Annotated in this window: 18 protein-coding genes; 14 read left to right on the plus strand and 4 right to left on the minus strand. The window is 41.6% G+C overall.

All coding sequences use genetic code 11. The features are described 5' to 3' along the window. The first annotated feature begins 373 nt into the window (after nt 1-373). From C8N29_RS05000 to C8N29_RS05020, 4 genes are all read left to right on the plus strand, one after another. Nucleotides 374-9694, plus strand: a complete 9321-nt coding sequence (locus C8N29_RS05000) for an FG-GAP-like repeat-containing protein (protein WP_107864942.1) — start codon at nt 374-376, stop codon at nt 9692-9694. Between the two features lie 71 nt (nt 9695-9765). Then, nucleotides 9766-12864, plus strand: a complete 3099-nt coding sequence (locus tag C8N29_RS05005; RefSeq protein ID WP_107864943.1) for a transglutaminase-like domain-containing protein — start codon at nt 9766-9768, stop codon at nt 12862-12864. 747 nt (nt 12865-13611) lie between these two features. Further along, the gene (locus tag C8N29_RS05015; RefSeq protein ID WP_204509271.1) at nt 13612-14028 is read left to right on the plus strand and encodes a PIN domain-containing protein; all 417 of its coding nucleotides are present in this window, start codon (nt 13612-13614) and stop codon (nt 14026-14028) included. Beyond that, nucleotides 14018-14218 (plus strand): hypothetical protein, encoded by a 201-nt coding sequence (locus C8N29_RS05020; protein ID WP_170106895.1) that lies wholly within the window; start codon nt 14018-14020, stop codon nt 14216-14218. Before C8N29_RS05015 ends, C8N29_RS05020 begins: the two co-directional genes overlap by 11 nt. 307 nt (nt 14219-14525) lie before the next feature. Here C8N29_RS05020 and C8N29_RS05025 read toward each other — a convergent pair whose 3' ends face one another. The 3 genes from C8N29_RS05025 to C8N29_RS05030 form a co-directional block, all read right to left on the minus strand. Then, the gene (locus C8N29_RS05025; protein WP_107864947.1) at nt 14526-14729 is read right to left on the minus strand and encodes a hypothetical protein; all 204 of its coding nucleotides are present in this window, start codon (nt 14727-14729) and stop codon (nt 14526-14528) included. A gap of 140 nt (nt 14730-14869) precedes the next feature. Continuing rightward, entirely contained in the window at nt 14870-14992 is a 123-nt protein-coding gene (locus tag C8N29_RS17290; protein ID WP_275656198.1) for a hypothetical protein, read from the minus strand. Nucleotides 14993-15145: 153 nt separating this feature from the next. Continuing rightward, on the minus strand, nt 15146-16291 hold the full coding sequence (locus tag C8N29_RS05030) for a GNAT family N-acetyltransferase (RefSeq protein ID WP_107864948.1): 1146 nt from the start codon (nt 16289-16291) through the stop codon (nt 15146-15148). A 159-nt stretch (nt 16292-16450) separates the two neighbouring features. On the opposite strand from C8N29_RS05030, the gene modA reads away from it, so the two are divergent. The 3 genes from modA to modC are packed head-to-tail and all read left to right on the plus strand — an operon-like array spanning nt 16451 to nt 18554. Then, the gene (gene modA, locus C8N29_RS05035; protein ID WP_107864949.1) at nt 16451-17221 is read left to right on the plus strand and encodes a molybdate ABC transporter substrate-binding protein; all 771 of its coding nucleotides are present in this window, start codon (nt 16451-16453) and stop codon (nt 17219-17221) included. Then, nucleotides 17222-17926: a molybdate ABC transporter permease subunit gene (gene modB, locus C8N29_RS05040; protein ID WP_204509272.1), complete on the plus strand. Its 705-nt coding sequence runs from the start codon at nt 17222-17224 to the stop codon at nt 17924-17926. Next, a complete protein-coding gene (gene modC, locus C8N29_RS05045) occupies nt 17919-18554 on the plus strand; it encodes a molybdenum ABC transporter ATP-binding protein (protein WP_107864950.1) in 636 nt (211 codons plus the stop codon). Before modB ends, modC begins: the two co-directional genes overlap by 8 nt. Here modC and C8N29_RS05050 read toward each other — a convergent pair. Further along, nucleotides 18544-18918, minus strand: coding sequence for a winged helix-turn-helix domain-containing protein (locus tag C8N29_RS05050; RefSeq protein WP_107864951.1), 375 nt, complete (start codon nt 18916-18918; stop codon nt 18544-18546). The two genes, modC and C8N29_RS05050, sit on opposite strands and share 11 nt — an antisense overlap. A 417-nt stretch (nt 18919-19335) precedes the next feature. Between C8N29_RS05050 and C8N29_RS05055 the strand changes: the two genes are divergently transcribed. The 7 genes from C8N29_RS05055 to C8N29_RS05085 all read left to right on the plus strand — a co-directional run. Beyond that, nucleotides 19336-20322 carry a sulfate ABC transporter substrate-binding protein gene (locus tag C8N29_RS05055; protein ID WP_107864952.1) on the plus strand — a complete coding sequence of 329 codons (987 nt, stop codon included), beginning with the start codon at nt 19336-19338 and terminating at the stop codon, nt 20320-20322. Nucleotides 20323-20476: 154 nt separating this feature from the next. Continuing rightward, nucleotides 20477-21499, plus strand: coding sequence for a porin (locus tag C8N29_RS05060; protein ID WP_107864953.1), 1023 nt, complete (start codon nt 20477-20479; stop codon nt 21497-21499). Nucleotides 21500-21606: 107 nt separating this feature from the next. Beyond that, the gene (locus tag C8N29_RS05065) at nt 21607-22167 is read left to right on the plus strand and encodes an RBBP9/YdeN family alpha/beta hydrolase (RefSeq protein WP_107864954.1); all 561 of its coding nucleotides are present in this window, start codon (nt 21607-21609) and stop codon (nt 22165-22167) included. 238 nt (nt 22168-22405) lie between these two features. Further along, a complete protein-coding gene (cysT, locus tag C8N29_RS05070; RefSeq protein ID WP_107864955.1) occupies nt 22406-23227 on the plus strand; it encodes a sulfate ABC transporter permease subunit CysT in 822 nt (273 codons plus the stop codon). 2 nt (nt 23228-23229) lie between these two features. Then, on the plus strand, nt 23230-24108 hold the full coding sequence (cysW, locus tag C8N29_RS05075) for a sulfate ABC transporter permease subunit CysW (RefSeq protein ID WP_107864956.1): 879 nt from the start codon (nt 23230-23232) through the stop codon (nt 24106-24108). A gap of 3 nt (nt 24109-24111) precedes the next feature. Further along, nucleotides 24112-25170 carry a sulfate/molybdate ABC transporter ATP-binding protein gene (locus C8N29_RS05080; RefSeq protein ID WP_107864957.1) on the plus strand — a complete coding sequence of 353 codons (1059 nt, stop codon included), beginning with the start codon at nt 24112-24114 and terminating at the stop codon, nt 25168-25170. 531 nt (nt 25171-25701) lie between these two features. Beyond that, the coding region (locus C8N29_RS05085; RefSeq protein ID WP_146164421.1) for a transposase at nt 25702-25802 on the plus strand (101 nt) is incomplete at its 3' end.

The raw sequence follows: 25802 nt of genomic DNA on the forward strand, positions 1-25802 counted from the left end.
GTCTACATGTCTTTTAAGTTTTGCAAATAGTTGAGCGGAGCTATTTAATTCTGTATTAAATCAAATCCTAACATAACTAACTGAGCGATGAAAATTTTATAAAAACAGTCCCAATTTTTAAGTTTTTGATTTTTATAAAAAAAATAAAGTCAATTTTTTTTGATATTATTTTGATGCCATATGTTTCAATTTTTATCGGTATAATTCTACCGTTTGTCGCCAATAACATGTGATTTATAGTGTTGGTTTTTATAGTGCATTCCCTAACAACTAAGTCTTTTTTTATAGACGGTTAACACGCTGGTTGTAGTTGTGAAAAAAGCTATTTTGGGGCTGATACAGTAAGTGCCTAGGTGCAATCAAGGATATAAATATGAAAAAAGTGACTGGACACAGTATGTTTGTGTGGTTGTTTGCATCAAATCTGTTGCAGGCATCTGAACAGCAAGGAGTCGATTGGTTAACACAAGAAACACAAACTCAACCAGTATCATCAATTGCCACAGAGTTTCAGTCCTACACTGAACGCTTGATGACATTAATAACGTTAAATGAATCATCAGCTCAACATATATCAATACCTGAATTAGTAGATCAGAGCACGGAATCGTTGAGCCGTCTGATACTACTGCAACAGAAAAAACAATTACTAGATCCTATATCTTTCAGTCAATTATTACAGAGGCAGAATAGTGATGGTGGTTTTGGGCATTTGGAAGGATGGCAGAGTACTATTTTAGATACTGCCATTGTTTTATTGTTGGTAGACAATTTACCCCCAGATGTCATCAAAAAAGCCATCCAATTTATAAAAAACACGCAATCAATAAATGGGGGATATTATGCAGCGGGCTACCAAGATATCGAACTTTTATACATCAATGCGTATGTGCTTTTAGCGATAAATAAGCTAATTGCTACCTATCCTGAGCTAACCGACAATCTCAAAAGACATATTAGTTTTTTAGAAGGTAAAAAGTTGTCTAATGGTCAGTGGAGTCTAGATAATCAGGATTTATTTATTGAGGCATTATTAAATCAAGCCTTACATAACTATCGTCAAAATATGGAAAGTGCTACGGTCTTTTCTCAGAAAGCGATTGATTTGCAATTAGAAAATGGTAGTTGGGAAAACGATACTTACATTACGTCTATCCTCTTGAAATCATTATTTGAGCAGAGTAAACCACGTACGAGTACAGATATTACACCTATTACATCTAAAATCTCTTTTTCTGTGATTGATACAGAAACAGGTATAGCTATTCCTACAGTCAGTGTCGCTTCAATCGTGAACGGCAAGACAACTTCAACAACTAGTAGCCCTATTGGTGAAGTAAATATTAGCAATTTAGCAGAAGGCGCATATCAATTTATAATTGAAAAAGCGGGATATACGCCTTTAACCTTAGATATAAATGTTAAACAGGGACAAGTAGTCTCTTTAGGGCAACTGAAGTTGAGTCGCGCCACAGCAAACGGATTGATGCAAATTCAGGGCAAGGTAATTGATAGTGCTACTGGCGTTGGTATAGCAGGTGCAGTGATAAAAATTGTTGGTACAACAAAAGTTGCTATCACAGGAGAAGATGGAAGTTATCAGCTTGGCTTAGAGCAAGAAGGTGATTTTACAATTGAGATATCTAAAGAAGGATATGCAGTACAGCAAGGATTTGCAACAGCCGAATTTGGAACTACGTTTAACTACTCGCCAAAATTAATCCAAGAGCAAGCCTATATTGGCACGATTACTGGAAAAGTGAGTTCATCCACTGCCAATCTTTCAGGTGTTCAAATTATTAAAGATGGAGTGGTGATTGGCACTACTAATAATAGTGGTGATTTTACTATTCAAACAAGTGCAGGGCAGCAGAAAATTACCCTAAAAAAGGCAAACTATATTGATTTAGACGTTAACATTGCCCTACCGAGCGGTAAAACGGCCAGTTTAGGAAATATTAAGTTACAAGCAATTCCTGTGACAAGTGGTGGTGGTACGGGGTCTGGAACGGGCGGAGAAACGCCTCCACCAGTGGTAGAGTATGGTCAAATTACATTGAGTGCTTACGATGCCGTGACTGGTAAGATGTTGATATCGCCTATATTTAAGGCTGAAATGTTAAACGATAGTGGCCAAGTCATTCAGACACAACTATTTCAAGCTCCAGTATCAGACAGTGTCAATGTTCAACAAACAGTACTCCAGTTGGCTGTTGGACGTTGGAAAATTTCAGTTACGCACCCAGATTACAATAATCCACCGACAGGCCCAGCGAACATTACAAAAACCATCACGACGCAACAAGCTGAAAATGCCTCTTTTACTTTAAAACTGGCGCCCTATTTTTTATCAGGTAAAGTCATTGATTCAATTACAAGAAATCCCTTGCCTGATGTGACTGTACGTATTTTAAGTGCAGAAACTGGAGCCGAGCTGTATACACTAGAAACTAACAGCCAAGGCGTTTTTGATACATATTCAGCCAAAAGCTTTTCAGAGCATTTACTCAAGGTTGAAGTGAGTCCTGCTGCACATTTAGGGGCGACTTATTATTTTGAGAAAAAACTGACTGCCCAAGCAAATAACCGAGCCGATATTGGGGTTATTAGTATTCGCCCAATTTCTGCTGATAGAGTACTGCCTGATTTACGTATTGAGAGCTTAGATTTTGCATTACTGAATACAGACCAGCAAAGCCTAGCCATAAGTGGGGTGCTTAAAGCCAACATAGCGAATAAGGGCAACTTGGCTATTCCTGATACCCAAGAAATTCGTCTCAGTGCGTTTGTGGACAGCAATAATAATCAGTTATTAGATGAGGACGAAACAGTACTCGGTGTCTCAAGTTGGCTGAATGGCCTTGGCAGTAAAACCACGCAATGGTTAGATATTCCTATTCAAGGTCAGACCGCCTTTAAAGACGAGCCTATTAGAGTTTGGGTAGATAACCCGCAACGTATTGCTGAAAAGCTAGAGACAAATAATTATCGCAGTACCAGTGATGATCGAACCATTCGTCCACCTGAGAGTTCACTAGACTACGTCACTGTCTGGCATTATGGTAAAACAGCTCAAAAACCGATGGGTGACAGTACGCTATTTAATAGTTACGTTCCTATCGTAGCGGCTCCACTCACAGATACAAATGGTGATGGCCAGATTGGTAAAAATGATGTCGCGCATGTTATCTCAATAACACACAATCGTGTTGAAGCAATTAATGCTAAAACTGGTCAATTAGCTTGGCGTTCTCCACAATTAAGTGTTTCAGGTTTGTATGCCCCTGCTATTGCGGATATTGATAAAGATGGCTCGCCAGAAATACTTGTCAGTTCAAGTGGAGGGCCCAATAAAGAGCAGTTGACTATTTTATCAGCGAATGGTCAAGTTAAGAAAAATATCCTACGTACTGATGACGCTAGCCATATGCAACATGTAGAAGTCGCAGATTTGGATGCAGATGGCACGCCTGAGATATTAGTGGGTGATGCCGTGATTAGTGCACAAGGATATGTTGTGAGAAATAGTCCTTTATGGGAAGTATTGGCAATTGCCGACTTAAATGGTGATGGTAAGTCGGAGGTTATTCGTAAGTTAGGGGTAGAAACGCATTCAGGTGAAGAGTTATTTCGCTTTTCATCTAATGATGTTTTTGATACGGGGCGATGGCCACCCAGTTTTGCGGCTGTAGCCGATGTGACTGGTGATGGCAAACCAGAAATAATCCTCACGGGAAAGGGGGTAGTAGCACTTTATAGCGCACAAGGGCAATTCTTGGCACGTTATACGATTACTGGTGGTGGCAATGGTGGAACCCCTACCATTGCCGATTTTGATGGTGACGGTTTGGCTGATATAGGCGTAGCGGGTGCTAGAAATTACGTTGTGTATAGGGGGGATGGTAGTATCATTTGGTCGGCGCAAATTCAAGATACCTCTTCATCCTATACGGGTTCTACCGTGTTTGATTTTGATGGGGATGGTCAACAAGAAGTTGTTTATGCCGACGAAGAGTATTTATGGGTCTTTGATGCAGCTACAGGTGCAGTAAGGATAAAAGAGTTACACAGTAGCGGTACTGCGTACGAACGCCCAATTGTGTTAGATGCGGATGCAGACAATCATGCCGATATTATTTTTATTTCGCGTGGTGGAGGAAGTAGGACACATCCTGATAATGTTACATATTATGGTATTCGCATGCTATCGAGTGCCAATAAAACATGGGCTAATACGCGTAATATTTGGAACCAATACAGTTATCATGTCACCAATGTCAATGATGATTTAACTATTCCGCAACATGAGCCAAAAAGTTGGGAGGTACATAATACCTACCGTGCTAATTTATTAATTAACGAAAGCTCGACCGCAGCGATTGACCCCTCAGCCTCATACATTCGCATCACTGACAATGGCTTAACACAACCTTCTGTATTTACCGTACGCATTGGTAATGCAGGCGGTAAGACTATTAATACAGGGTTACCTGTGAGTTTTTATCGAGGAAATCCTGCCCAAGGTGGTGTATTCATTGGGACAAGTTTAACCAGTAAGGTCTTAAACTCTGGTGAATACGAAGATGTGACCTTAAGTTATAACGGCACATTAGCTAACTTTGGCGAGCTATATATTGTTGCAAATGATAAAGGAATCAGTACAGCGTCGACGCTTGAAGAATATACTGGTGTTAATAATATTGCGCATTTACCTGTACAAGGCGGTTATCAACAACTCAATTTACACAGTAGCTTAGATAAAGCCAGTTATCAGTCTACCGAATCACTCAGCATTAACAGTGTGATTAATAACTTAGGGAGTTTTGATGCCTTAGCGGATTTACGTTTTAGCTTGATTGATAGCGAAGGTCAAATCATTGGTAGTTTACCGTTTGTCCCTGTGTCTTTAGCGGTACAAGCGACCCTTAATCATGCCAATACATGGGCAGTGAATGGCTTACGCAAAGGTGACTACACGGTAAAAGCCGAGCTATATCGCGACAATCAACGTGTTGCACAACAATTATTACCTTTTAGTGTGCTAAGTGACGCCGCTGCCACAGGACTCATTACGCCCTCTTTAACCAGTAATAAAAAATCGTATAGCAGTGCGGATACTGTCACGTTAACGCAACAACTGCGTAATAGTTCTACGAATGAAGTCGCTACGAATGTCCAAACAACCTTAGTGCTACAAAAAGCGGATGGTACGGTGATTTGGCAACAAAGCCGTGATTATGGCCAAATTGCGCCACAAGTATTACGTGAACAAAGCTTCCAAGTTCCCTTACTAAATGCGGATGCAGGCGATTACACCGTACGTTTAACCGTCACTGCTGACAATCTACCTACCGTCACCAGAGAAGCGCATTTTAATGTCTTGCCAACGGCTATGACAGGTGTTGGTTTAACTGGACAATTACAAGGTGCAAATACCGCCGTTTGGACTCAGCAGCTTGATTATACGTGGCAACTTGAAAATATGGGTAATAGCACGGTTATCAGCTTGCCAGTTCGATTATTAGTGATTAACCCAGAAACAGAGCAAATTGTTACGACGATTAATACAAGTGTCGATATTGAACAAAATGCTAAGTTAGCAAAACAAAGTGGTGTGATAGCACCAAATATTACTCAACCATTGCTGGTATTGTTACAAACACAAATCGGTGATGACTGGAAAACGTTAGCGCAACAACCGTTAACCGTTAGCAAACCTGTTCTCACCACACAAATCACGGCAGATAAAACGCAATATGGCCTTAACGACTCTATTGTGATTAATGAAGTGATTCATAATCAAAGTGTGGTGAATTTACAACAAGTCAAAGTCACCACCCTGATTAGTCAACCCAATGGTCAAGTCGTATCCGAATCTAGTCAAGTGCTTGACATTACTGCCCAAAGTCAATTACCTCAGACAGTTAATTATACCTTAAACCGTGCCGCGGCAGGTCAATGGCAAATCATCACCATCATTCAAGATAAAAATGGTATTGAATTAAATCGTCAAATGTCCGCTTTTGAGGTGTTATCCAGTGCCTTAACAGGCGAAGGCTTAACTGGTCATGTGCTATTAGCCGCACAAGCGGTAAAAGGACAAGATATTGCCATTAATTGGGATTTAAAAAACCTAGGCAATGCGCCACTTAGTGATGTAGAAACACGAATAGATTTTATTGACGAACAGCAGCAGACTATAGCTAGCCTAAACAATGCAACCGTTAATGTGGCTTTAGATAACGTAGTAGACCAACAAACGCCATGGACAGTCGTGGGTAATTACAATCAGGTTTTACAAGTACGCTTGTCTGCAAAAGTGGGTGGTCAATGGAAAAATATCGCCAGTACGCCAATACATGTACTTGCACCACAAGTTAACACAACCGTAGAGAGCAACAAAACCAGTTATCGTTTTAATGACCTTGTTGAGATTCAACAATACATTAAAAACGAGAGTCCTGTGTCGTTAACTAATCTGAATGTAACCACCTTGATTAGCCGTCCTGATGGTGTGGTGGTTGATACACAACAAGCTATCGTGAATATCTTGGCACAGAATACGATTGAACAACCCGTCAGCTATCAGTTTAATAAAGCCAATGCAGGCCAATGGACAATTACCAGCATTGTTAAAGATGAGCAAGGCATAGAGTTGACCCGTCAAGTGAAAACGGTTGATGTACAGTCTACCGCGATGACAGGTGACGGTTTAACAGGCATTTTACAAGGGGCAAGCGAAGCAGTTTGGGGACAAGAACTTAATTACACATGGCAGTTAGATAACCAAGGTAATAGTGATTTGATGGCTTTACCTGTCCGTGTGGTGGTGATGAATCCACAAACACAACAAGTGGTATATGCGGTCAATACCCGTACGGATATCAGCAAAGATAATCAAGTACAACAACAAAGCCTTGTTAACTTAGTTGATATTAAAGATTCGGTACAAGTCTTACTCCAAGTACAAATCGGCAATGACTGGAAAACGCTAGCACAACAACCGTTAACCGTTAGCAAACCTGTTGTCACCACGCAAATTACGGCAGATAAAACGCAATATGGCCTTAACGACTCTATTGTGATTAATGAGGTGATTCATAATCAAAGTGTGGTGAATTTACAACAAGTCAAAGTCACCACCCTGATTAGTCAACCCAATGGCCAAGTGGTATCCGAATCTAGCCAAGTGCTTGATATTAACGCCCAAAGCCAATTACCTCAGACGGTTAATTATACCTTAAATCGTGCCGCCGCAGGTCAATGGCAAATCACCACCATCATTCAAGAAAAAACAGGCATTGAATTACATCGTCAAGTGTCCACTTTTGAGGTCTTATCTAGCACCTTAACAGGTGAGGGTTTAACAGGCCGTTTATCCTTAGCAACACAAGCGGTAAAAGGTCAAGAAATTACCCTTGATTGGGGTTTAAGCAATGTCGGTAATAGTGCTTATACTGACTTAGCCACTCGCATAGAACTCTTGGATGAGCAACAACACGTGCTTGCTACCCTCAGCTATCCCGTGACCAATTTAGCGGTTGATACGCCACTCAATCAACAAACACTATGGACAGTGGTTGGCAACTACAATCAAGTATTACAAGCGCGTTTATCGGCTAATGTGGCTAATCAATGGAAAGCGTTGGCCAATGCCACCATTCAAGTGCTTGCACCACAAGTCACTGAAACCCTTGTGACCAACAAAACCAGTTATGGCTTTAATGACAAACTAGACATTAAACAGCAGCTTAGAAACGATAGCCCTGTGGTGTTAAACCATATCAAAGTGACAACCTTAATTAGCCGTCCCGATGGTATGGTCGTGGACACCCAGCAAACTACGCTCAACTTAGCCGCGCAAAGTGGGGTAGAACAACCCGTCAGCTATCAATTTAATAAAGCCGATGCAGGTCAATGGACAATCACTAGCATTGTTCAAGATGAACAAGGCATTGAATTAACCCGCCAAGTGAAAACGGTTGATGTGCAATCGACCGCGATGACAGGTGAAGGCATTAGTGGCACGTTAAGTGCCGCTCCTGTTGAGGTGACGGTTGGTCAAGATGTCACCTTAGCTTTAGCTCTCAGTAATCAAGGCAATGCGGCTTTAACCCAACAAGCCATTACCTTAACCATTAGTAAAGTGGGTAGCAACACACCTGTTAAAGTCATTACCGTGACTGTCGATAGTTTAGCCAAAGGCAGCACGGTGAGCAAAAGTGCCAACTGGACAGTGACAGGTCAAGCAGGGGATGTGTTTAGTATTGTGGCAACGACTAGCTTCAATGGTCAAGTAAAAACCTTAGCCTCTGCCAGCTTTATGGCTAAAGCCCCACAAGTAGCGATTGAGTTAACGCCTGAATTGGCCGCACAATCTCGCGTGTTGGTGTATTACAGTTGTGGCCATGATTGGTATAAAGGCATTAAAGGCTGGAGTTTTGGTGATTGTCATTACAGTTGTTTTGACCAACGTAGTGCCACCTTACGCGCTTATTTAGATAGCCTAAAAGTCAATTATAGCTTAGTGACCAAAGAAAGCGACTTTGTGAAAGCCTTCCGTAGTGGTCGTTATAATCAAACATGGTTATTAGGTGCGATTGAAAAGCTTCCTAAAGACATGGATGAAGAGTTGCATGAAGCGGTACACCGTGGTGATGCCTTAGTCACCGATGGTGGCGTACAAACATGGTACAACCACGAAATTTATGACATTGTTGGTGTGCAATACCGTGGTCGCTTAAACTTTAGCAACAGCGAAATGAGCTTAACTGCACCAGTTTTTAGCCAACCGCAAAGCATTGGCAAAGTCAAAAGTGCAGGTTGGCCACTGTACTTAAAACCAACTACAGGCACCGTCACGGCCACCTATGGCGCAAATTACTGTACATCGGTGAATAAAGATTGGATTCGTGACAAAGAAGACGAAGACAAAACGTTTTATGGCCGTCACCAAACCAGCTATGCAGCGATGGTCAGTAACCAGTATGGTTATGGTAAAGGCTTAAGCATGGCCTTTGATTTAATTGCCAGTTTAGACCAACCGACTGAAAAAACCAAATGGCTATCGTTATTAGACCAAAGCTTGTCGTGGTCAAATCCAACGGTTAATCATCGTGTCGATTATGTGCCGCAAGAATTAGTGGCGGTACGTAGCCAACTCAAAAATGCAGGCGCAACGGCGCAAACCATTCGTTTGCAAGTGACTTTACCTTCAGGCGCGGTGTGGATGGGTACAGGTACAGTCGATGCTAACCGTACTGTTACCCAAACCATTACCCTTGCCGCCAATAGTCAACAACAGGTGTGGTTGCCGATTTTATTACCGTCTTTGGCAGGCACGCACCAATTAACTATCAAAACCTTATCGGCAGATGGTCAACAAATTCTCAGTGAAAAACAACAACCATTTACCGTCAAGAGTATTGATAGTCGTTTTGCCGAAGTACGCATTGCCTTTGAGCAATTAGCCTTCAATAAACAAGACGATAAATTACGTGATAAAGCAGTGGATGAGATAAAAGATGCTCAGTATTTATGGAGTAAAGGCCGTTATCAAGAGGCCTTATCGGAGTTAGGCGATGCCTCAGTCTATATCAGAGAAATTGAAGGGCGTGACGTGAGCAAAGAACGTTTAGCCCTTGATATTTTAATGAAAGGCTTAAGCATCCAATGGTTTAACAACCCACGATAGGTTTTTATGTCCCCTGCGGGGGACAAGATAATCACGCGACTTGATAAGACTGAAAAAATAAGGACACCCCCATGTTAAGCAACCATAAACTCTTAAAACACATTAGCTTAGTCGTTTTAACCTGTTATATCTCTTTAATTACCCAACCTGTGCAAGCGGCCATTCAACAAGAAGTATTTGCCCGTCCTAAACCCAAAACCGATAACAGCACGCCCATTAGCCAACTTGAGCAAATGCGCGAATTGGTCAAAAAATTACAGCTACAAAATAGCTTAGATGCCAAACCCAACCGCACCACGGCTTTAGTGCAATGGCAAACACGTCAACAACAACGTGCCAAACTCAGTACTGAGCAAGTTTTAGCCTTACAACAAGGCTTTGAGAAAGAACAGCAAGCCCAACAGGCGCAATTTGCTCAAGTTGAACAGCATATTATGGCTAAAAAACTGCCTGCCGAGATATTGCAACGTCATCAAGACACCGTAAAACAAGTACAAGCGCGTCATCAACAATTACAAAACAGCTTGCAAGCCTTAGCCAAAGCGCAACAACAAAATAATGCTCTAGAACGAGACAAAGCCTTAGACACCTTAAACAAACAACTGGACGATTGGGCAGGCGAAAGAGCGCAATACACCGATAGCAAACACTTACCGTGGAGCAGTCCGTCTAACAAAGTCCGTGCCCCTTTAGACAGCAAACAAGCCTACCTCCAGCATCTGCACGATGTTTTAGGCGTTAAGCCTTTACAAGTGGCCAGTGTTGGGGCAACGCTGCCCACAGGCACCGTTTGGCCTGTCTTACCTAAATTGCCGTTTGAGGTACAAGCTACCGATACCGCCGCAAATGAAGACGTGCAACTTACGCCTGCCATTCAAGCCAAAGCCGCTGAGTTAGACCACAACCCTGCTAAAATTTATAAATGGGTGTATGACAACATCGACTTTGTTCCCACTTATGGCTCCATTCAAGGGGCAGACTTTACCTTACAAAGCAAACGTGGTAATGCCTTTGACACCAGCTCCTTACTCATTGCCTTATTACGCGCATCTAATATTCCAGCCCGTTATGTCTATGGCACGATTGACGTCCCCACACCCCAATTATTAAATTGGGTGGGCGGCGTGCAAAATGTAGATGCTGCCCAAAACTTAATGGGACAAGGCGGTATTCCTAATGTTGCTTTAACCAAAGGTGGTGTAGATGTCGCGGTGCGTATGGAACACGTATGGGTCGAAGCCTATGTTGACTATGTGCCCAGTCGTGGCGTGGTCAACAAAACACCTGATACATGGATAGCTTTAGATGCGGCGTATAAAATTAACCAATACACCGCAGCCACCAACGTACAACAAGCCGTTCCCTTTGATGCTCAAGCCTTAATCACCGCCGCACAACAAGGCGCAACCGTCAATGAGCAAGGGGGTTATGTCCAAAATCTCAATCAACAAGCGGTACAAAGCGCATTAACCGATTATCAAGCCCGATTACAAAGCTATATTCAACAAAATCCCACGGCAACGGTGGGCGATATCTTAGGCACAAAAACCATTAAACAATACGCCAGTCGCAGTTTAAGTGCAGGCTTACCCTATAAATTAGTGGCCGTGGCAGGCGATTATCACACCTTGCCCGACACCATGCGTCATTATTTCAGCATCAAGCTGTATCAAAACGCCAGCGAAGCCCGACTGAACGAAGCCAGTACCGACCTTAAAATCAGTACCGTCAAATTAGCAGGCCAACCCTTTGCCATTTCGTTTAAGCCAGCCACAGCCGCCGATGAGCAAACCATTAACAGTTATTTACCCAAACCGCATGCCGACGGCACACCGATTCAACCCAGTGAATTACCGCAAGCCATGACGGGCTATTTAATTAAATTAAGCCCCGAAATTACGCTAAATGGCCAACTACTCAATAACCCCAGTACCGCCAGTTTTATGATGGGAGAACAAATATACAGCCAACTGGGCTTTATCAGTCCCAATCAATCGCCTGTCTTAACAGAAAAAATGATTGAAGCAGGCGAATATCATGCACTAGGCATTGACTTACAGGGGTTAAGCCAGCAACAACTCACGAGCCTTAAAACGCAATTAGAAAGCACCAAAACCAAGTTAGAAAGCCAAGACCCAACCCAATTAGCCACCTTGACGAAACACGACTTAACAGGCGCGTTGTTACAAGTGGGGGTACAAAGTTATTTTGCGCTCAATGATGTGCAAGATAAGATAGCCAGTAGTCAGGCCAATGTCATTACCAATCGCTTTTTATCGTTTGGGACGTTTAGTAGCAATTTACAACCCAACCTTAAATACGGCTTTCCATTAAATGTACGCTTTGCAGGCATGATGATGGATATAGACCGTTTAATGCGTCAAGCGGTGGCTAAAAATAACGACAAACAAGAGCTGATAGCCTTTGTTGCCAGTCAAGGGCCACGACAAAGCGCGAATGAGCATTTGATTCCTGAGCAGTTGTTTGATGACCCGACTACGAACATTACAGATGCGGAAGCGGTGAGTGCGGTGAAAGCCTTGCAGTTGGCGGCTGAGGCAGGGCAAAAGATATTTACCGTGACTCAAGCGAACATCAATACCGTGTTGCCTCAACTCAACCATAAAGCGGTGATTATGGAAGATGTGAGAAATGCAGTAAATGCAGGTAAGGTGGTGACGATTAGTCAACGTGCGATTAGTTATAATGGGTGGACAGGGGCTGGGTATAGTATTGTGGATACACAGACGGGTGCAGGTGCGTACCTTATTGGTGGGGGGGCGGATGGGGCTATTATGACAGCATTTATTCAAAGTATGATTAGGATGGCCGAAGTTATGCCTCCTTACATAATGATTGGAATGGGAGTCGGATTAGTAGGTATGACTGCTTATTTGAGCAGAATTATTAACAATGGTGAAATAGTGGCTGCAATCACTCTTGTAGGCGTAGGTCTAACTTTAGTGGGTACTGGAAAGATTATAAACAATAAAACAACTTGTAGGTTGGGTACAGGTTTAATGATGTCTGGATTGAGTACACTGATGAGGCTGGCTGGAATTTTTGGTACTCCTGTGGGGTCAGCGGCAGCAAGATTGAGAATGGCCGCTTCTGGGGCAACAGCAGCTTTAATATTTAGTTATTTTCATTGTGAGGGTTTAGGTGACTAGATCATAATAAATGACTCATGATTATATACAGAGATAAACAATATGGAATCATTGAAAAATATTTCGAATTCTTGTGATGAAGTTTCAAATGTCATTAAGCTTTATTATATATTGACGATGGTTATTTGGTATATTAATGATTATATAAACTTTGATTTATATGATTTTTTCTTTAGAGGTTTTGTAATTTTTTTACTATCAGCTTTTATTTTTTTAGCTAAAATACCAGTTTCTTCATATGTTTTATTTAAGAAAAATAGAATTTATATTTTTGATCTTTTGGGATTAACGGTATTTCTATTTTCACTGTTAGATTTACTTTCATAGCAAGCGTAGCCCGCATGATAATGCGGGTTAACTCTCCACCCACTCAACTAAATGGCCAAAAAATCACCGCCCCAACCCTCACGGCACAAGGCGGTATTGTGTCACCTTAACCCAATCGGCTGTTACACCAACCCCTGCTGCTTAATCCTCTGTGCCGCTTGCTCGTAACTTTCGCCTGCACGGGCAAGGCGTTCAATATCCGCTTTTAACACCCTATGAATCATCTCACCTACAGGTACAGACTTCTTTTTACCAGTGGCAGGTTTTGGCGTTTTAGGGTTAAAAATAAAGGTAACGTGGCGGCATAGATTTTGTTTGATACACCTAAAATCGTTTTAGGAATAGTATTTTTGTGGTATGTTGCCATCAATCCATAAAAATTAACACATTAAACCTATGAAAGTTTATCTTGATAATTGTATGTTTAATCGGCCTTTTGACAATCAAACAAATTTGCGAGTACGCATTGAGACAGAGGCAAAGTTATATATTCAAGAGAAAATTAAATTAGGTGATTTTTTCTTGATTTGGTCTTACATCTTGGACTTTGAAAATTTTCAGAACCCATTTGCAGAACGTAAGCAAGCCATTGCTAAATGGCGAAATCTTGCGAGCGTTGATATTGAAGAAACCGCGTTGTTATTGGCAAATGCCCAGTTTTTTGTTTCGTTAGGTATTAAAGCTAAAGACGCATTACATGTTGCTTGTGCAATAGAGGGCAAAGCAGATTATTTTTTATCAACAGACGATAAACTACTTAAAAAATTAGCAACACAAGCTCAAATAATAGCAATCAATCCCGTAGATTTTATCAAGGTGCTTGAACATGATTACTGATACCGAAATCAAACTAAAAGGTGTAGAGGCGTTGATTATCGCTTTGGGAGAAGTACAAGCAGAGCGTTTTATTAGCCTAATTCTGCGAGAGCCATTTGACTACACAATATGGCAACAAAAGTTATGGTTAAATCAATCCGTTGAAAGTATTAGCAGTATGGCAATGGCGCATCGCCAAGCTGAAAAGTAAAGTACCGATACCGCCGCAAATGAAGACGTGCAACTTACGCCTGCGATTCAAGCTAAAGCCGCTGAGTTAGTAAACGTAGCCCGCATGATAATGCGGGTTAACTCTCCCTTCAACTACATGGCCAAAAAATCACCGCCCCAACCCTCACGGCACAAGGCGTTTTGAGCTTTTAAACACCCTAAAATTAGCTCACCTGTCGCTTGTTTTTCTGACGGCTCGGTTTGGCCTCTATCGCCACTGTAAGGCTAAATTCAAAGCTAAAATATTGTTAAAACCAGTACTTGTTGCTTTTATGTTGGCATAATCTTTAATCTTCTTTTAACAACGCAAGCACCACAGATTCTGTCAACGATAACGACTTAGCAATTAACTCAACTGACAAGCCTGCCTTGTGCATACCCATTGCAGCAATCGCAATGCCTTCGGCTTTACCTTCCTCTTTACCAATTTCCTTACCAATCTCAATGCCTTGCGCATACTCAGCTTGCTTTTTGTCCCATGCATAATCCAACGTATTCCAATAATCTCTATAACCCTTAAGGCTATATTGCTAAGCTTGGTACTCCTTATAAGTCATGTTATCTATTTCAGTATCAGACCTAAGCATATGTTCAAAAGGATTTTTATATAAATGACGTGGCGCAGGCATGCTTAATCCTCTTTTAAGAAATGAGCCACAACGGACTCTTCTAACAACACAATGTTGGCAATCGCCTCAATACTCATACCGCTGTTGTAAATAAATACCTTTATCCATAATACACTGGGCAACATGCCCATCCTTGTATCTTAAACCATAACTAAAACTAAACATGAACAGAGGGTGATTGCTGACATGATTGACGTTAAGATAAAAACCGACAATAAAAGACAGCTCTTAGTGGGACCTTATAAAAAAATGCAGTGATTGCATAATCGTATTGACAACTATTGCTCACCAACCTGTCTAAACGGTAACGCTTGACTCATCTCATCACGGTAACGCTGAATCGCGACCGATTCTTCGACTAAAAAACGTTTAACCGCTTGTTGAAACCCTGTGTGTTTAAGCCAATGTATGGAGTAGGTGAGTGTCGGTCTAAAACCACGCGGTACTTTATGCTCACCTTGTGCACCAGAGTCAAACCGCTGAATACCCTGTTCGATACAATACTCAATGCCTTGATAATAACACGTCTCAAAATGTAGAAATTCTATCTCACGAATACAACCCCAATAACGGCCATACAAAGTATTTGTGCCTAAAAAATATAATGCCCCTGCAATCGCTTCATCGCCCTCAAACGCCACAACTAACAACAAACTATCGCGCATAGTGTGATAAATACGCTCAAAAAAGTCAGGTGTTAAATAACCGTGATGGCGGTTATATTTGAGATTGGTTAATTGATAAAAAGCCTGAAAGCGTTGCCAAAGCGTTGGGGTAATGGCATCACCTGTTAGTCGTTTAAACTCAATGCCTTGAGCGATTAAACTGTTACGCTCCTTACGCAGCGTACGGCGTTTTTTAGAATTCATTGCCGCTAAAAAGCTATCAAAATCAGTGTAACTGTCGTTATACCAATGAAACTGACAGCCTAAACGCATATCAGCGCCAGTCTTTAGCCATTGTGCTAATTCTTGCTCATCAACAAATAAGATATGCCAGCCTGATGCTCCTAGTTGTTGGGCTTTGTCTTGTAATGACTGTGCGACAACAGCGGTAACTTCATGCGAGTAGTCGGTTGCTTGCACTAAACGTTGTCCCGTGGCGGGGGTAAAGGGAATAGCGGCCAATAACTTTGGATAATACGCTAAACCATGATTTTCGTAGGCTTCTGCCCAAGACCAATCAAAAACATATTCGCCGTAGGAATGACTTTTTAAGTACAAGGGCATAGCGGCTAATAAACGGCCATCTTCCGATTCCACCAACAAGTGCATGACTTGCCAACCACTCTCACCACCGACACTTTGACTGTCTTCTAAAGCCGCTAAAAACTCATAACGTAAAAAAGGGTAGTCTGAACCAACTAGGCTATGCCATGTCTCAGCAGAAATTTGGTGAATATCGTTAATAAAACGCACGTTCATAAAGTAGCTACGAATGAAGTGGAAAACTGAGAAACAGTATAGGGGGTTAGCCTATGGCTGACTATTTGCTTTTGCTTAAACAATCAATGACGATTGACAGTTTAGGCGTTATATACAATCATACATAACGATTTTTAACCAAAATATAAGAGATAACCGATGTTCGATGTCAAACCATCACTGCGTTCGTTAATGTTGTTAAGTGGCGTGTTATATGCACAAGCCAGTTTAGCCACTGAGCAAATTACCTTATATGCGGCTGCCAGTTTGACTAATGCCTTAACTGAAATTACTAAGCATTATCAAACAAACCATGATGTTGTTATTAAAACGTCCTTTGCAGGTTCATCAACCTTAGCCAAACAAATTGAAGCAGGCGCACCAGCACAAGTCTTTGCCTCTGCCGATGTGCAATGGATGGATTATTTGCAAAAACGCAATAAATTACAGTCCAATAGTCGCAAAGAGTTGTTAGGTAACAGTTTGGTGTTAATTACCCCTAAAAATAAAACTATCAGCGTTAACATGGACAAATCCTTTGATTTAGCCAACGCCTTTACTGGCAAAATTTGTACAGGCGACACCGCTAGTGTACCTGTGGGTATTTATGCCAAACAAGCCTTACAAAACTTGGGTTGGTGGCGTAATTTAGAAAAACGCTTAGTCGCTACGGAAGATGTGCGTACTGCCTTAGCTTTTGTTGAACGTGGTGAGTGTGCGCTAGGTATTGTGTATGAAACAGACGCTAAAATCAGCGATAAAGTGACGATAGTTGGTCGTTTTGCCAGTCAAAGTCATCAAAAAATTGTCTATCCTTTTGCTTTAGTTGCAGGCGCGTCTGCCACCAGTGCCGAATTTTTTCACTATTTACAAAGTGATACCGCTCAAGCCGTGTTTAGCAAATATGGCTTTGTGGTGTTGAAGCCGTAAATGATGTATTTATCTCCCGAAGAATGGTCGGCATTAAAACTGTCATTCAAAGTGGCCAGTTTTTGTACCTTAGTGGGTATTGTGCCTGCGATTGCCTTAGCATGGTTGTTGGCGCGTAAACAGTTTTGGGGCAAAGCCTTGTTGGATGCCACCATTCATTTACCGATGGTATTGCCGCCTGTTGTTCCCGGTTATTTGTTGTTATTGGCTTTTGGGCATAATGGCGTAATTGGTCATTGGTTATTTAATACTTTTGGTTGGTCATTTGCCTTTAATTGGAAAGGTGCGGTATTAGCTTCATTGGTGATGAGTTTGCCGTTAATGGTGCAGTCGATACGCTTAGCGATTCAATTAGTTGATACGCGTTTGGAAGATGCAGCACGTACTTTAGGAGCAAATAATTGGTCGGTATTGTTTAGTATTACCTTACCACTGGCTTTACCAGGTATTTTAGTCGGTGCGTTGTTGGGTTTTAGTCGTAGTTTAGGTGAGTTTGGCGCAACCATTACTTTTGTGGGTAATATTGCAGACGAAACTCGAACTTTGCCTTTAGCCATTTATAGTGTGATTCATCAACCCGATGGCGAGGCAATGGCCACGCGTTTAATCATCATTTCGTTGTTATTAGCGTTTGCAGCGTTATTGTTGAGTAATTATTGGTCACAACGGATGCAGCAACGTTTAGGTTATCAATCCCATGCTTGAGTTGGATATTGTCATACAACGTGGTGATTTTGTATTACCGATACAAGCGCAATTAAATAGCACCGTCACAGGTATTTTTGGTGCTTCGGGTTGTGGCAAAAGTAGCTTGTTAAGTGCCATTGCAGGTTTATTACGGCCACAACAAGGACAGATCATTTTAGATGGGCAAACATTATTTGATAGTCGTAAAAAAATCAACCTAGCACCACAACAACGTCATATTGGCTTGATGTTTCAAGACGGCCAACTCTTTCCTCACTTATCAGTTAAAGATAATTTATTGTATGGTTATCAACGCTTAAGCCGCTCAGAACAGCATTTTCATTTAGCCGAAATTTGCCAACTATTAGAAATTAGTCATTTATTCAGCCGTTTGCCAAGACAATTATCGGGTGGTGAAAAACAACGGGTGGCTTTAGGCCGAGCAGTTTTATATTCCCCTCGATTATTATTATTAGATGAGCCGTTGTCGTCTTTGGATGAAACCCGCAAAGCACAAATTTTACCGTTTTTGGCGCGAGTCCGTGATGAGGTAAAAATTCCGATGCTCTATGTCAGTCATGCGTTGAGTGAAATTGATTATTTGACCAAGGATATTATCTATTTGAATAGCCAAACTAAGGATTAACTTGCGTTAATAAGCCACATAACTGTTGTTCATAACTCTTTAATTGCTGTTGTACTTGTTGTTGCATGGTTTGATAAATATGCAACACTTCTACACCTAACTCGGTCAGTTGTGCGCCACCCCCATGTTTGCCGCCTTTAGTCGAAACCACTAAAGGCGAAACAAAACAGGTGTTCATGGTTTCTACTAATAACCACGCACGGCGATAACTCATGCCTAATTGCCGCCCTGCGGCCGAAATAGAACCTGTGTCCATAATCGCCGCAAGTAAATCTACCTTACCAGGCCCTAAGGCAATGTCTGAACCTTTCATCAGTCGAATCTGTGTTTTTAGATAGTTGAGGGGAGTGGTGTCTGAAGGCATAAAAGTATCAGGGGGATGGGTATTAACGGTGCTTTAGTGTATGGGATGAAACGCAGAAAAGTCTATATTTCCATAAACTTTTCAATAGCTTACTTAGTAGGTAACGAGGACAAATAGGCCGGTAATATATTGGTTTTATTTTGTTTTATGTGATTGAAAAATACTGTTGCTGAGTCTGTTTTACTAATAAAAATGCTAAGAGTTTTTTGAGGTGAATATAAAGCCTGTCAAATAGGCTTTCATGACACCGTCATATGTGAAGAAAATTTTTCGCGGTAAACGAGTTAGCATGATTAAGCCTCTTTTGTATTTATATTCAAAAAAGAAATAAATATATATTTATATATTCTTTTTGGTTGTTAAAAAATACGGGTTATCATGCTCTCAAGTTAACAAACTGTAGCTTGAGAGTGAGTCATGACTAAAAAATTATTAACTGTGTTATTAGCGTTTGGTATTAGCAATGCTGCTGTTGCCAAAGACTTCTTGAATGTCTCTTATGACCCGACCCGTGAGTTATACCAAGAATATAATGTTGCCTTTGCCAAACATTGGAAAGCCAAAGGTGGCGAGGAAATTAGTTTTAAACAATCTCATGGTGGCTCGGGCAAACAAGGCCGTTCGGTCATTGATGGACTAGAAGCCGATGTAGTGACCTTAGCCTTAGCTTATGACATTGATGCCATTGCGCAACGTGGCTTAATTGCCGAAAATTGGCAAACTCGCTTACCCAATAATGCTTCCCCTTATACCTCAACCATTGTCTTTTTAGTGCGTAAAGGCAATCCGAAAAAAATCAAAGACTGGAATGATTTGGTCAAAGCAGGCGTAGAAGTGGTTACACCAAATCCTAAAACATCAGGTGGCGCACGTTGGAACTATTTAGCTGCTTGGGGTTATGCCTTACGTCAACCCAAAGCCAATGCCGATAGTGCACAAAAGTTTGTTAAACAATTATTTCAAAACGTCAAAGTCTTAGATTCGGGCGCGCGTGGTTCGTTAACCACCTTTGCCGAGCGTGGTATTGGTGATGTGTTGTTGGCATGGGAAAACGAAGCCTATTTAGCGGTTAAAGAATTAGGGCCAGAGAAATTTGAGATTGTCACCCCCAGTGTCTCTATTTTAGCCGAGCCACCCGTTGCTGTGGTTGATAAATATGCCAAAAAGCATGGCACTACCCAAATCGCCAATGCTTATTTGCAGTATTTGTATTCGCCTGAAGGTCAAGACATTGCAGGACGTAATTATTACCGCCCGACAGACCCCAAAATTGCGGCTAAATACGCTAGCCAATTTGCACCTGTCAAATTATTTACCATTAAAGATTTTGGCGGTTGGTCTACTGCCCAACAGGCACACTTTGCCGATGGTGGAGTGTTTGATCAAATTTATAGCAAACGTTAAATCCATTTTTGGGACTTAGATTCTCTGTTTTTTCCCTCTCCTAACTTAGGGGAGGGTGAGGGTGGGGTTATAAAATACAACCCTCTCCCTGCCTTCTCCTTGTCAGGAGGAGGGATGCTTTTTCACTTTTATTTTACATTTTTTGGAGTTCATTATGAAGCTTCATGCTTTAGCTTTGTCTGTTGTTTCGGTATTAGTGGCTAGCCAAGTGCAAGCTAATCCTAAAGTCTATGGACAGTTCAATATTTCTGCCGAAAGTTATCAAAAAGATAATCAAGATCCTGCCTCAGCCGATGAAGACTTTACCCGTTTACAAAGTAATGCCTCGCGTTTTGGGGTGCGCGGTGAAAATGAGTTATCAACTAATTTAGCGGTGGTTTATGGCATTGAATGGAGTATTGATAGTAGTGGTGATGGTACAGGTGGCAATGCTGACTTACAGCAACGTAACCGTTTTGTTGGCATTAAACACAACAACTTAGGTACAGTCAAAGCAGGACGTTTTGATACCTACCTAAAAACGGCACAAGGTAAAACGGATTTGTTTAACGACTTTTTGGGGGATATCGAATTTACCATTGCAGGGGAAGACCGTGCCAATAATGCGGTTGCTTATGAGTCGCCTAGCTTTAAAAAGTTTCAATTTAATATCTTAAGCCAAACCCAAGATGTGGCTACTAAAGCGACTAATGGCTCATCAGCCTCCATTGTTTATGACAATCAAGAATTAGGTTTATATGCCGCTTTAGGGGTGAATGACAATATTGTCGGTCGTTCTGCCTTGTTTGGGAATACTCGTGAAGGCGATGGCTACCGTCTAGTCTTGTCCTATAACTTCGCTGATTTAACCGTAAATGGCATCTATACAACCAATGAAAAATACGACGGTAAAGATGGTGAAAAAGCCTATTTATTAGGTGCTGCCTACAAAATTGATGACTTTGTCCTAAAAGCACAATATAGCACTGTCGAAGCCGATGATGTCAATAAAATTGCCGCAGGTAATAGCATCGAAAAAACCGTATTTAACGTCGGTGCGGATTATAACCTAACCTCAAAAACCCGCGCTTTTGTGTGGTACACCAACCGTGAAGATGTGAAAAAAGATGCGGTGATTGTGGTGCCAAATGATATCGAAGAAACCTCTTTGGCATTAGGTGTGGAACATAAGTTTTAACGATATAGCCCTCACCTAAATCCTTTCACATGGGGGTTCACTCTCCCTTTGGGAAAGCGTTAGGGTGAGGGTAAAAAGTGTTTAAGTTGTTCTTGAGGAGAATGAGTATGAAAACCTCTCGTTTGATTGTACCTGGTTTACATGGCAGTGAGGCTGACCATTGGCAATCGTGGTGGGAACGGCAAGACCCTCAAGCACAACGTGTTCAACAAGACGACTGGCATCATCCAGACTTACATACATGGACAGCCTGTTTACAACAAAGCATTGCTGCTTCTACCAGCGAAAAAGTTTGGCTAGTCGCACACAGTTTTGGTTGTTTAATCAGTGTTAAAGCGGCACAACTCAATCCAGATAAAATTGCAGGCTTATTTTTAGTTGCCCCTGCTGACCCGCAACGTTTTGCGATTTCCAATGGTGAGCTAGCTGTCACCTTAACGGTACCGAGTTTGGTCGTGGCGAGTACGACGGACCCGTACTTATCACTGGAAAAAGCTAAAACATGGGCGACGATTTGGGGAAGTCAGTTGGTTAACTTGGGGGATGTGGGACATATCAATGTTGCTTCTGGCTTTGGTGCATGGCCACGAGGCTTGAAGTTATTTGAATATTTTTGTTCGCAATTTAGCGAACAAGAGTTAGTCGATTTTTGGCGATTATCGGCCTGATTGGGCTTCGACACCGCTCAGCCACCACGACTAAGCTCAGCTAACATCAACATGTTTCCCAAGCGAAGCCGAAATATTTATTCTTTTAAGTTATAAGAATCTTCTAATAAATTATTTATTGTTATCAGAGGCTTTTTATTACACTGGCCAGCGTTTTTGATGGCTTTAGTCATCATTTATCTATTTAGCCTTAGCAAAACTCATCAAATGAGTTGTTTATTGTGGAGTACAGAGCATCATGGCGCAGCATCGTGTGCTATCTGGCTTTCATTTATCACTGGGTTATACCTTAGTGTATTTATCGTTAATTGTGCTTATTCCTTTGTCAGCGGTATTTATTAAAACCTTTAGCCTGAGTTTTACCGAGTTTTGGGAGATTATTAGCTCACCACGTATGGTCGCCTCGTACAAATTAACCTTTGGTGCGTCTTTAGGCGCAGCGTTAATTAATGCGGTTTTTGGGTTAATTTTTGCGTGGGTGCTAGTGCGTTATGAGTTTTTTGGCAAAAAAGTCGTTGATGCAATGGTCGATTTACCCTTTGCCTTACCTACAGCGGTGGCAGGTATTGCCTTAACTGCGATTTATGCAGGTAATGGTTGGTTGGGACAATATTTAGAACCTTTAGGCATTAAAGTTGCGTTTACCCCATTAGGTGTATTGGTTGCCTTAGTGTTTATTGGTTTACCGTTTGTGGTACGTACCGTTCAGCCTGTGTTACAAGACTTAGAAACCGAACTCGAAGAAGCCGCCGCCAGTTTAGGGGCTAATCGTTGGCAAACCTTTAGATATGTGGTGTTACCAATTTTAACCCCTGCGTTATTAACAGGTTTTGCCTTAGCCTTTGCGCGTGCGGTAGGTGAATATGGCTCAGTGATTTTTATTGCTGGCAATATTCCCATGGTGTCAGAAATTACCCCGTTAATGATTATTACCAAGTTAGAACAATATGATTATGAAGGCGCAACCGCGATTGCGTTGGTGATGTTGGTCATCAGTTTTATCTTGTTATTGGCCATTAATTTGTTGCAAGCATGGACAACACGTCGTGGGAGTCGTTAATCATGGCAGGATATGTGGGAAAAAGTTTAAATAAACCGCGTTATCAAAGTTCTTCAGCCACGCGTGAACCAACATGGGTGCGTTGGACTTTATTAAGCTTAGCCTTGGGCTTTTTTGTCTTATTTTTAGTGTTGCCCTTAGCAACGGTATTTATCGAAGCATTTCGTAAAGGTTGGGATGTCTATTTAGCCGCCTTAGTCGAATCGGACGCTAAATCGGCGATCTTTTTAACCTTAACCATTGCCGCGATTTCTGTCCCCTTAAATTTAGTGTTTGGGGTATCGGCAGCATGGGCAATTACCAAATTTGAATTTAGAGGCAAACAATTATTAATCACCCTCATTGACTTACCGTTTTCGGTGTCACCTGTGGTTGCAGGTTTAATTTATGTATTAATTTTTGGCGCACAAGGTTGGTTTGGTGATTGGTTATTTGAAAACGATATTAAAGTTATTTTTGCTATCCCTGGGATGGTCTTGGCTACGGTATTTGTCACTTTTCCCTTTGTTGCCCGTGAGTTAATTCCCTTAATGCAGGCACAAGGCAAAGAAGAAGAAGAGGCAGCGGTGGTCTTGGGTGCATCGGGTTGGCAAACCTTCTGGCATATCACTTTACCCAACATTAAATGGGCATTGTTGTATGGTGTGATTTTATCCAATGCGCGGGCAATGGGGGAGTTTGGTGCGGTGTCGGTGGTGTCTGGCCATATTCGTGGTATGACCAATACCATGCCCTTACATGTCGAGATTTTATATAACGAATATAGCTTTGCCGCTGCCTTTGCCGTGGCCTCGTTATTGGCCTTATTAGCCTTAGTGACCTTAGTCATTAAAACTTTTGTCGAATGGCGTTTACAACGTGATACCGTTATTGAGTCATAAATCATGAGTATTGAAGTTAAAAATATCAACAAACGTTTTGGTGACTTTGTTGCTTTAGATAATGTGAGCTTAGAGTTTCCTACTGGTGAATTAGTGGCTTTATTAGGCCCATCGGGTTGTGGCAAAACCACTTTATTACGGATTATTGCAGGTTTAGAAAGTGCCGATAGTGGTTCGGTATTTTTAGAAGGTGAAGATGCGTCTTTAGCTCATGTCCGCGAACGCCAAGTCGGTTTTGTCTTTCAACATTATGCCTTATTTAAACACATGACCGTGTTTGATAATGTCGCCTTTGGTTTACGCATGAAGCCCAAAGCACAACGGCCATCAGAGTCAGAAATCAAAAAGAAAGTCCATGAGCTATTAAACTTAGTGCAACTGGATTGGTTAGCTGACCGTTATCCACCCCAATTATCAGGGGGTCAACGCCAACGTATTGCCTTAGCGCGTGCTTTAGCGGTTGAACCACGCGTGTTGTTATTAGATGAGCCATTTGGTGCTTTAGATGCCAAAGTGCGTAAAGAGTTACGCCGTTGGTTGCGCCGTTTGCACGATGAATTACATATCACCAGTATTTTTGTCACCCATGACCAAGAAGAAGCCTTAGAAGTGGCTGACCGTATTGTGTTAATGAACCAAGGTCATGTTGAACAACTCGGTGCGCCGCAAGAGGTTTATGAACATCCTGCCACACCTTTTGTTTATAACTTTTTAGGGGCTGTGAATTTATTTCATGGTCGAGTCCATGATAATCATTTGCACAGCGGTGAAGCGGTATTGCCGTTGGGTGAGCATGATGTGGCGCATGGTGCAGAAGCCTTAGGTTTTGTCCGTCCACATGAGCTAGAAATTATTACCGACTCACAATCACGCGAAGGCTTAGTGGCAACTGTGAGTCGTATTTTAGCCTTTGGGGCGAGTATTAGGGTTGAGCTAGAAGACAGTGATGGTCAACATTATGAGGTCGAAGTCACACGGCCAAAACTCCAAGAATTAGCCATTAGTGCAGGTCAACAAGTACGCTTAAAACCCGCTCAGGTGAGAGTGTTTGCTAAGACCTAATGTGTCTTAGTTTGTTCGATTTTTAACAAGAGAAAGCCTAAAAACTTTCTCTTTTTCTATGTTGATGTTAGTGGCCGAGTAAACGAAGATACTTTGATAGGGGCTATTGATACAGGCGTTGTGTTAAAAATGTACTAAAGCAGAACAAGTCTAGTAGAACGTTGCCAACCATCTAAAATGATTATTTCACCAGAATTGCCGTATTTATGGGAATCACCGTCTCAAGAATGCATTGACCATAATACAGAGACTTCAGTTCAGCCGTATATCAAATACTCCCCTGATGCAAGACTTAAGTTGAGTCGCTCAATAGCCTAAAGCGTTCAAAATCACGACCCTACCATAGCCAATCTATATTAAACGATACGCTGGTTATCTCAACGTCATGCAAAGCAAGTCATTGCAATAAGTATTTTTTTCAACACTCTCTCTCATATAAATGCTGAAATGGTAATCCTCCGGTAATCATCCCTAAAAATAACCGCTTTCAAAAGTAGAATTTTCTCGTAAGATAAACGCAGGAGATTCTTCATAAAAACATCGAAATTTAGTGACAGCCAGATCATGGCTATTCTCAAACAAGCTGAAGCAGGGACACCTGTGCCAGCGTTGTGTCGTGAACACGGCATCAG

The organism is Agitococcus lubricus, assembly GCF_003051055.1.
GTDB lineage: Bacteria > Pseudomonadota > Gammaproteobacteria > Pseudomonadales > Moraxellaceae > Agitococcus > Agitococcus lubricus.

Excerpts from the sequence above, each read along its gene's own strand:
- C8N29_RS05000 (WP_107864942.1), top strand. The coding sequence starts at position 374 with ATGAAAAAAGTGACTGGACACAGTATGTTTGTGTGGTTGTTTGCATCA.
- C8N29_RS05005 (WP_107864943.1), top strand. The coding sequence starts at position 9,766 with ATGTTAAGCAACCATAAACTCTTAAAACACATTAGCTTAGTCGTTTTA.
- C8N29_RS05015 (WP_204509271.1), top strand. The coding sequence starts at position 13,612 with ATGTTTAATCGGCCTTTTGACAATCAAACAAATTTGCGAGTACGCATT.
- C8N29_RS05020 (WP_170106895.1), top strand. The coding sequence starts at position 14,018 with ATGATTACTGATACCGAAATCAAACTAAAAGGTGTAGAGGCGTTGATT.
- C8N29_RS17290 (WP_275656198.1), bottom strand. The coding sequence starts at position 14,992 with ATGTTGCCCAGTGTATTATGGATAAAGGTATTTATTTACAACAGCGGT.
- C8N29_RS05030 (WP_107864948.1), bottom strand. The coding sequence starts at position 16,291 with ATGAACGTGCGTTTTATTAACGATATTCACCAAATTTCTGCTGAGACA.
- modA (WP_107864949.1), top strand. The coding sequence starts at position 16,451 with ATGTTCGATGTCAAACCATCACTGCGTTCGTTAATGTTGTTAAGTGGC.
- modB (WP_204509272.1), top strand. The coding sequence starts at position 17,222 with ATGATGTATTTATCTCCCGAAGAATGGTCGGCATTAAAACTGTCATTC.
- modC (WP_107864950.1), top strand. The coding sequence starts at position 17,919 with ATGCTTGAGTTGGATATTGTCATACAACGTGGTGATTTTGTATTACCG.
- C8N29_RS05050 (WP_107864951.1), bottom strand. The coding sequence starts at position 18,918 with ATGCCTTCAGACACCACTCCCCTCAACTATCTAAAAACACAGATTCGA.
- C8N29_RS05055 (WP_107864952.1), top strand. The coding sequence starts at position 19,336 with ATGACTAAAAAATTATTAACTGTGTTATTAGCGTTTGGTATTAGCAAT.
- C8N29_RS05060 (WP_107864953.1), top strand. The coding sequence starts at position 20,477 with ATGAAGCTTCATGCTTTAGCTTTGTCTGTTGTTTCGGTATTAGTGGCT.
- C8N29_RS05065 (WP_107864954.1), top strand. The coding sequence starts at position 21,607 with ATGAAAACCTCTCGTTTGATTGTACCTGGTTTACATGGCAGTGAGGCT.
- cysT (WP_107864955.1), top strand. The coding sequence starts at position 22,406 with ATGGCGCAGCATCGTGTGCTATCTGGCTTTCATTTATCACTGGGTTAT.
- cysW (WP_107864956.1), top strand. The coding sequence starts at position 23,230 with ATGGCAGGATATGTGGGAAAAAGTTTAAATAAACCGCGTTATCAAAGT.
- C8N29_RS05080 (WP_107864957.1), top strand. The coding sequence starts at position 24,112 with ATGAGTATTGAAGTTAAAAATATCAACAAACGTTTTGGTGACTTTGTT.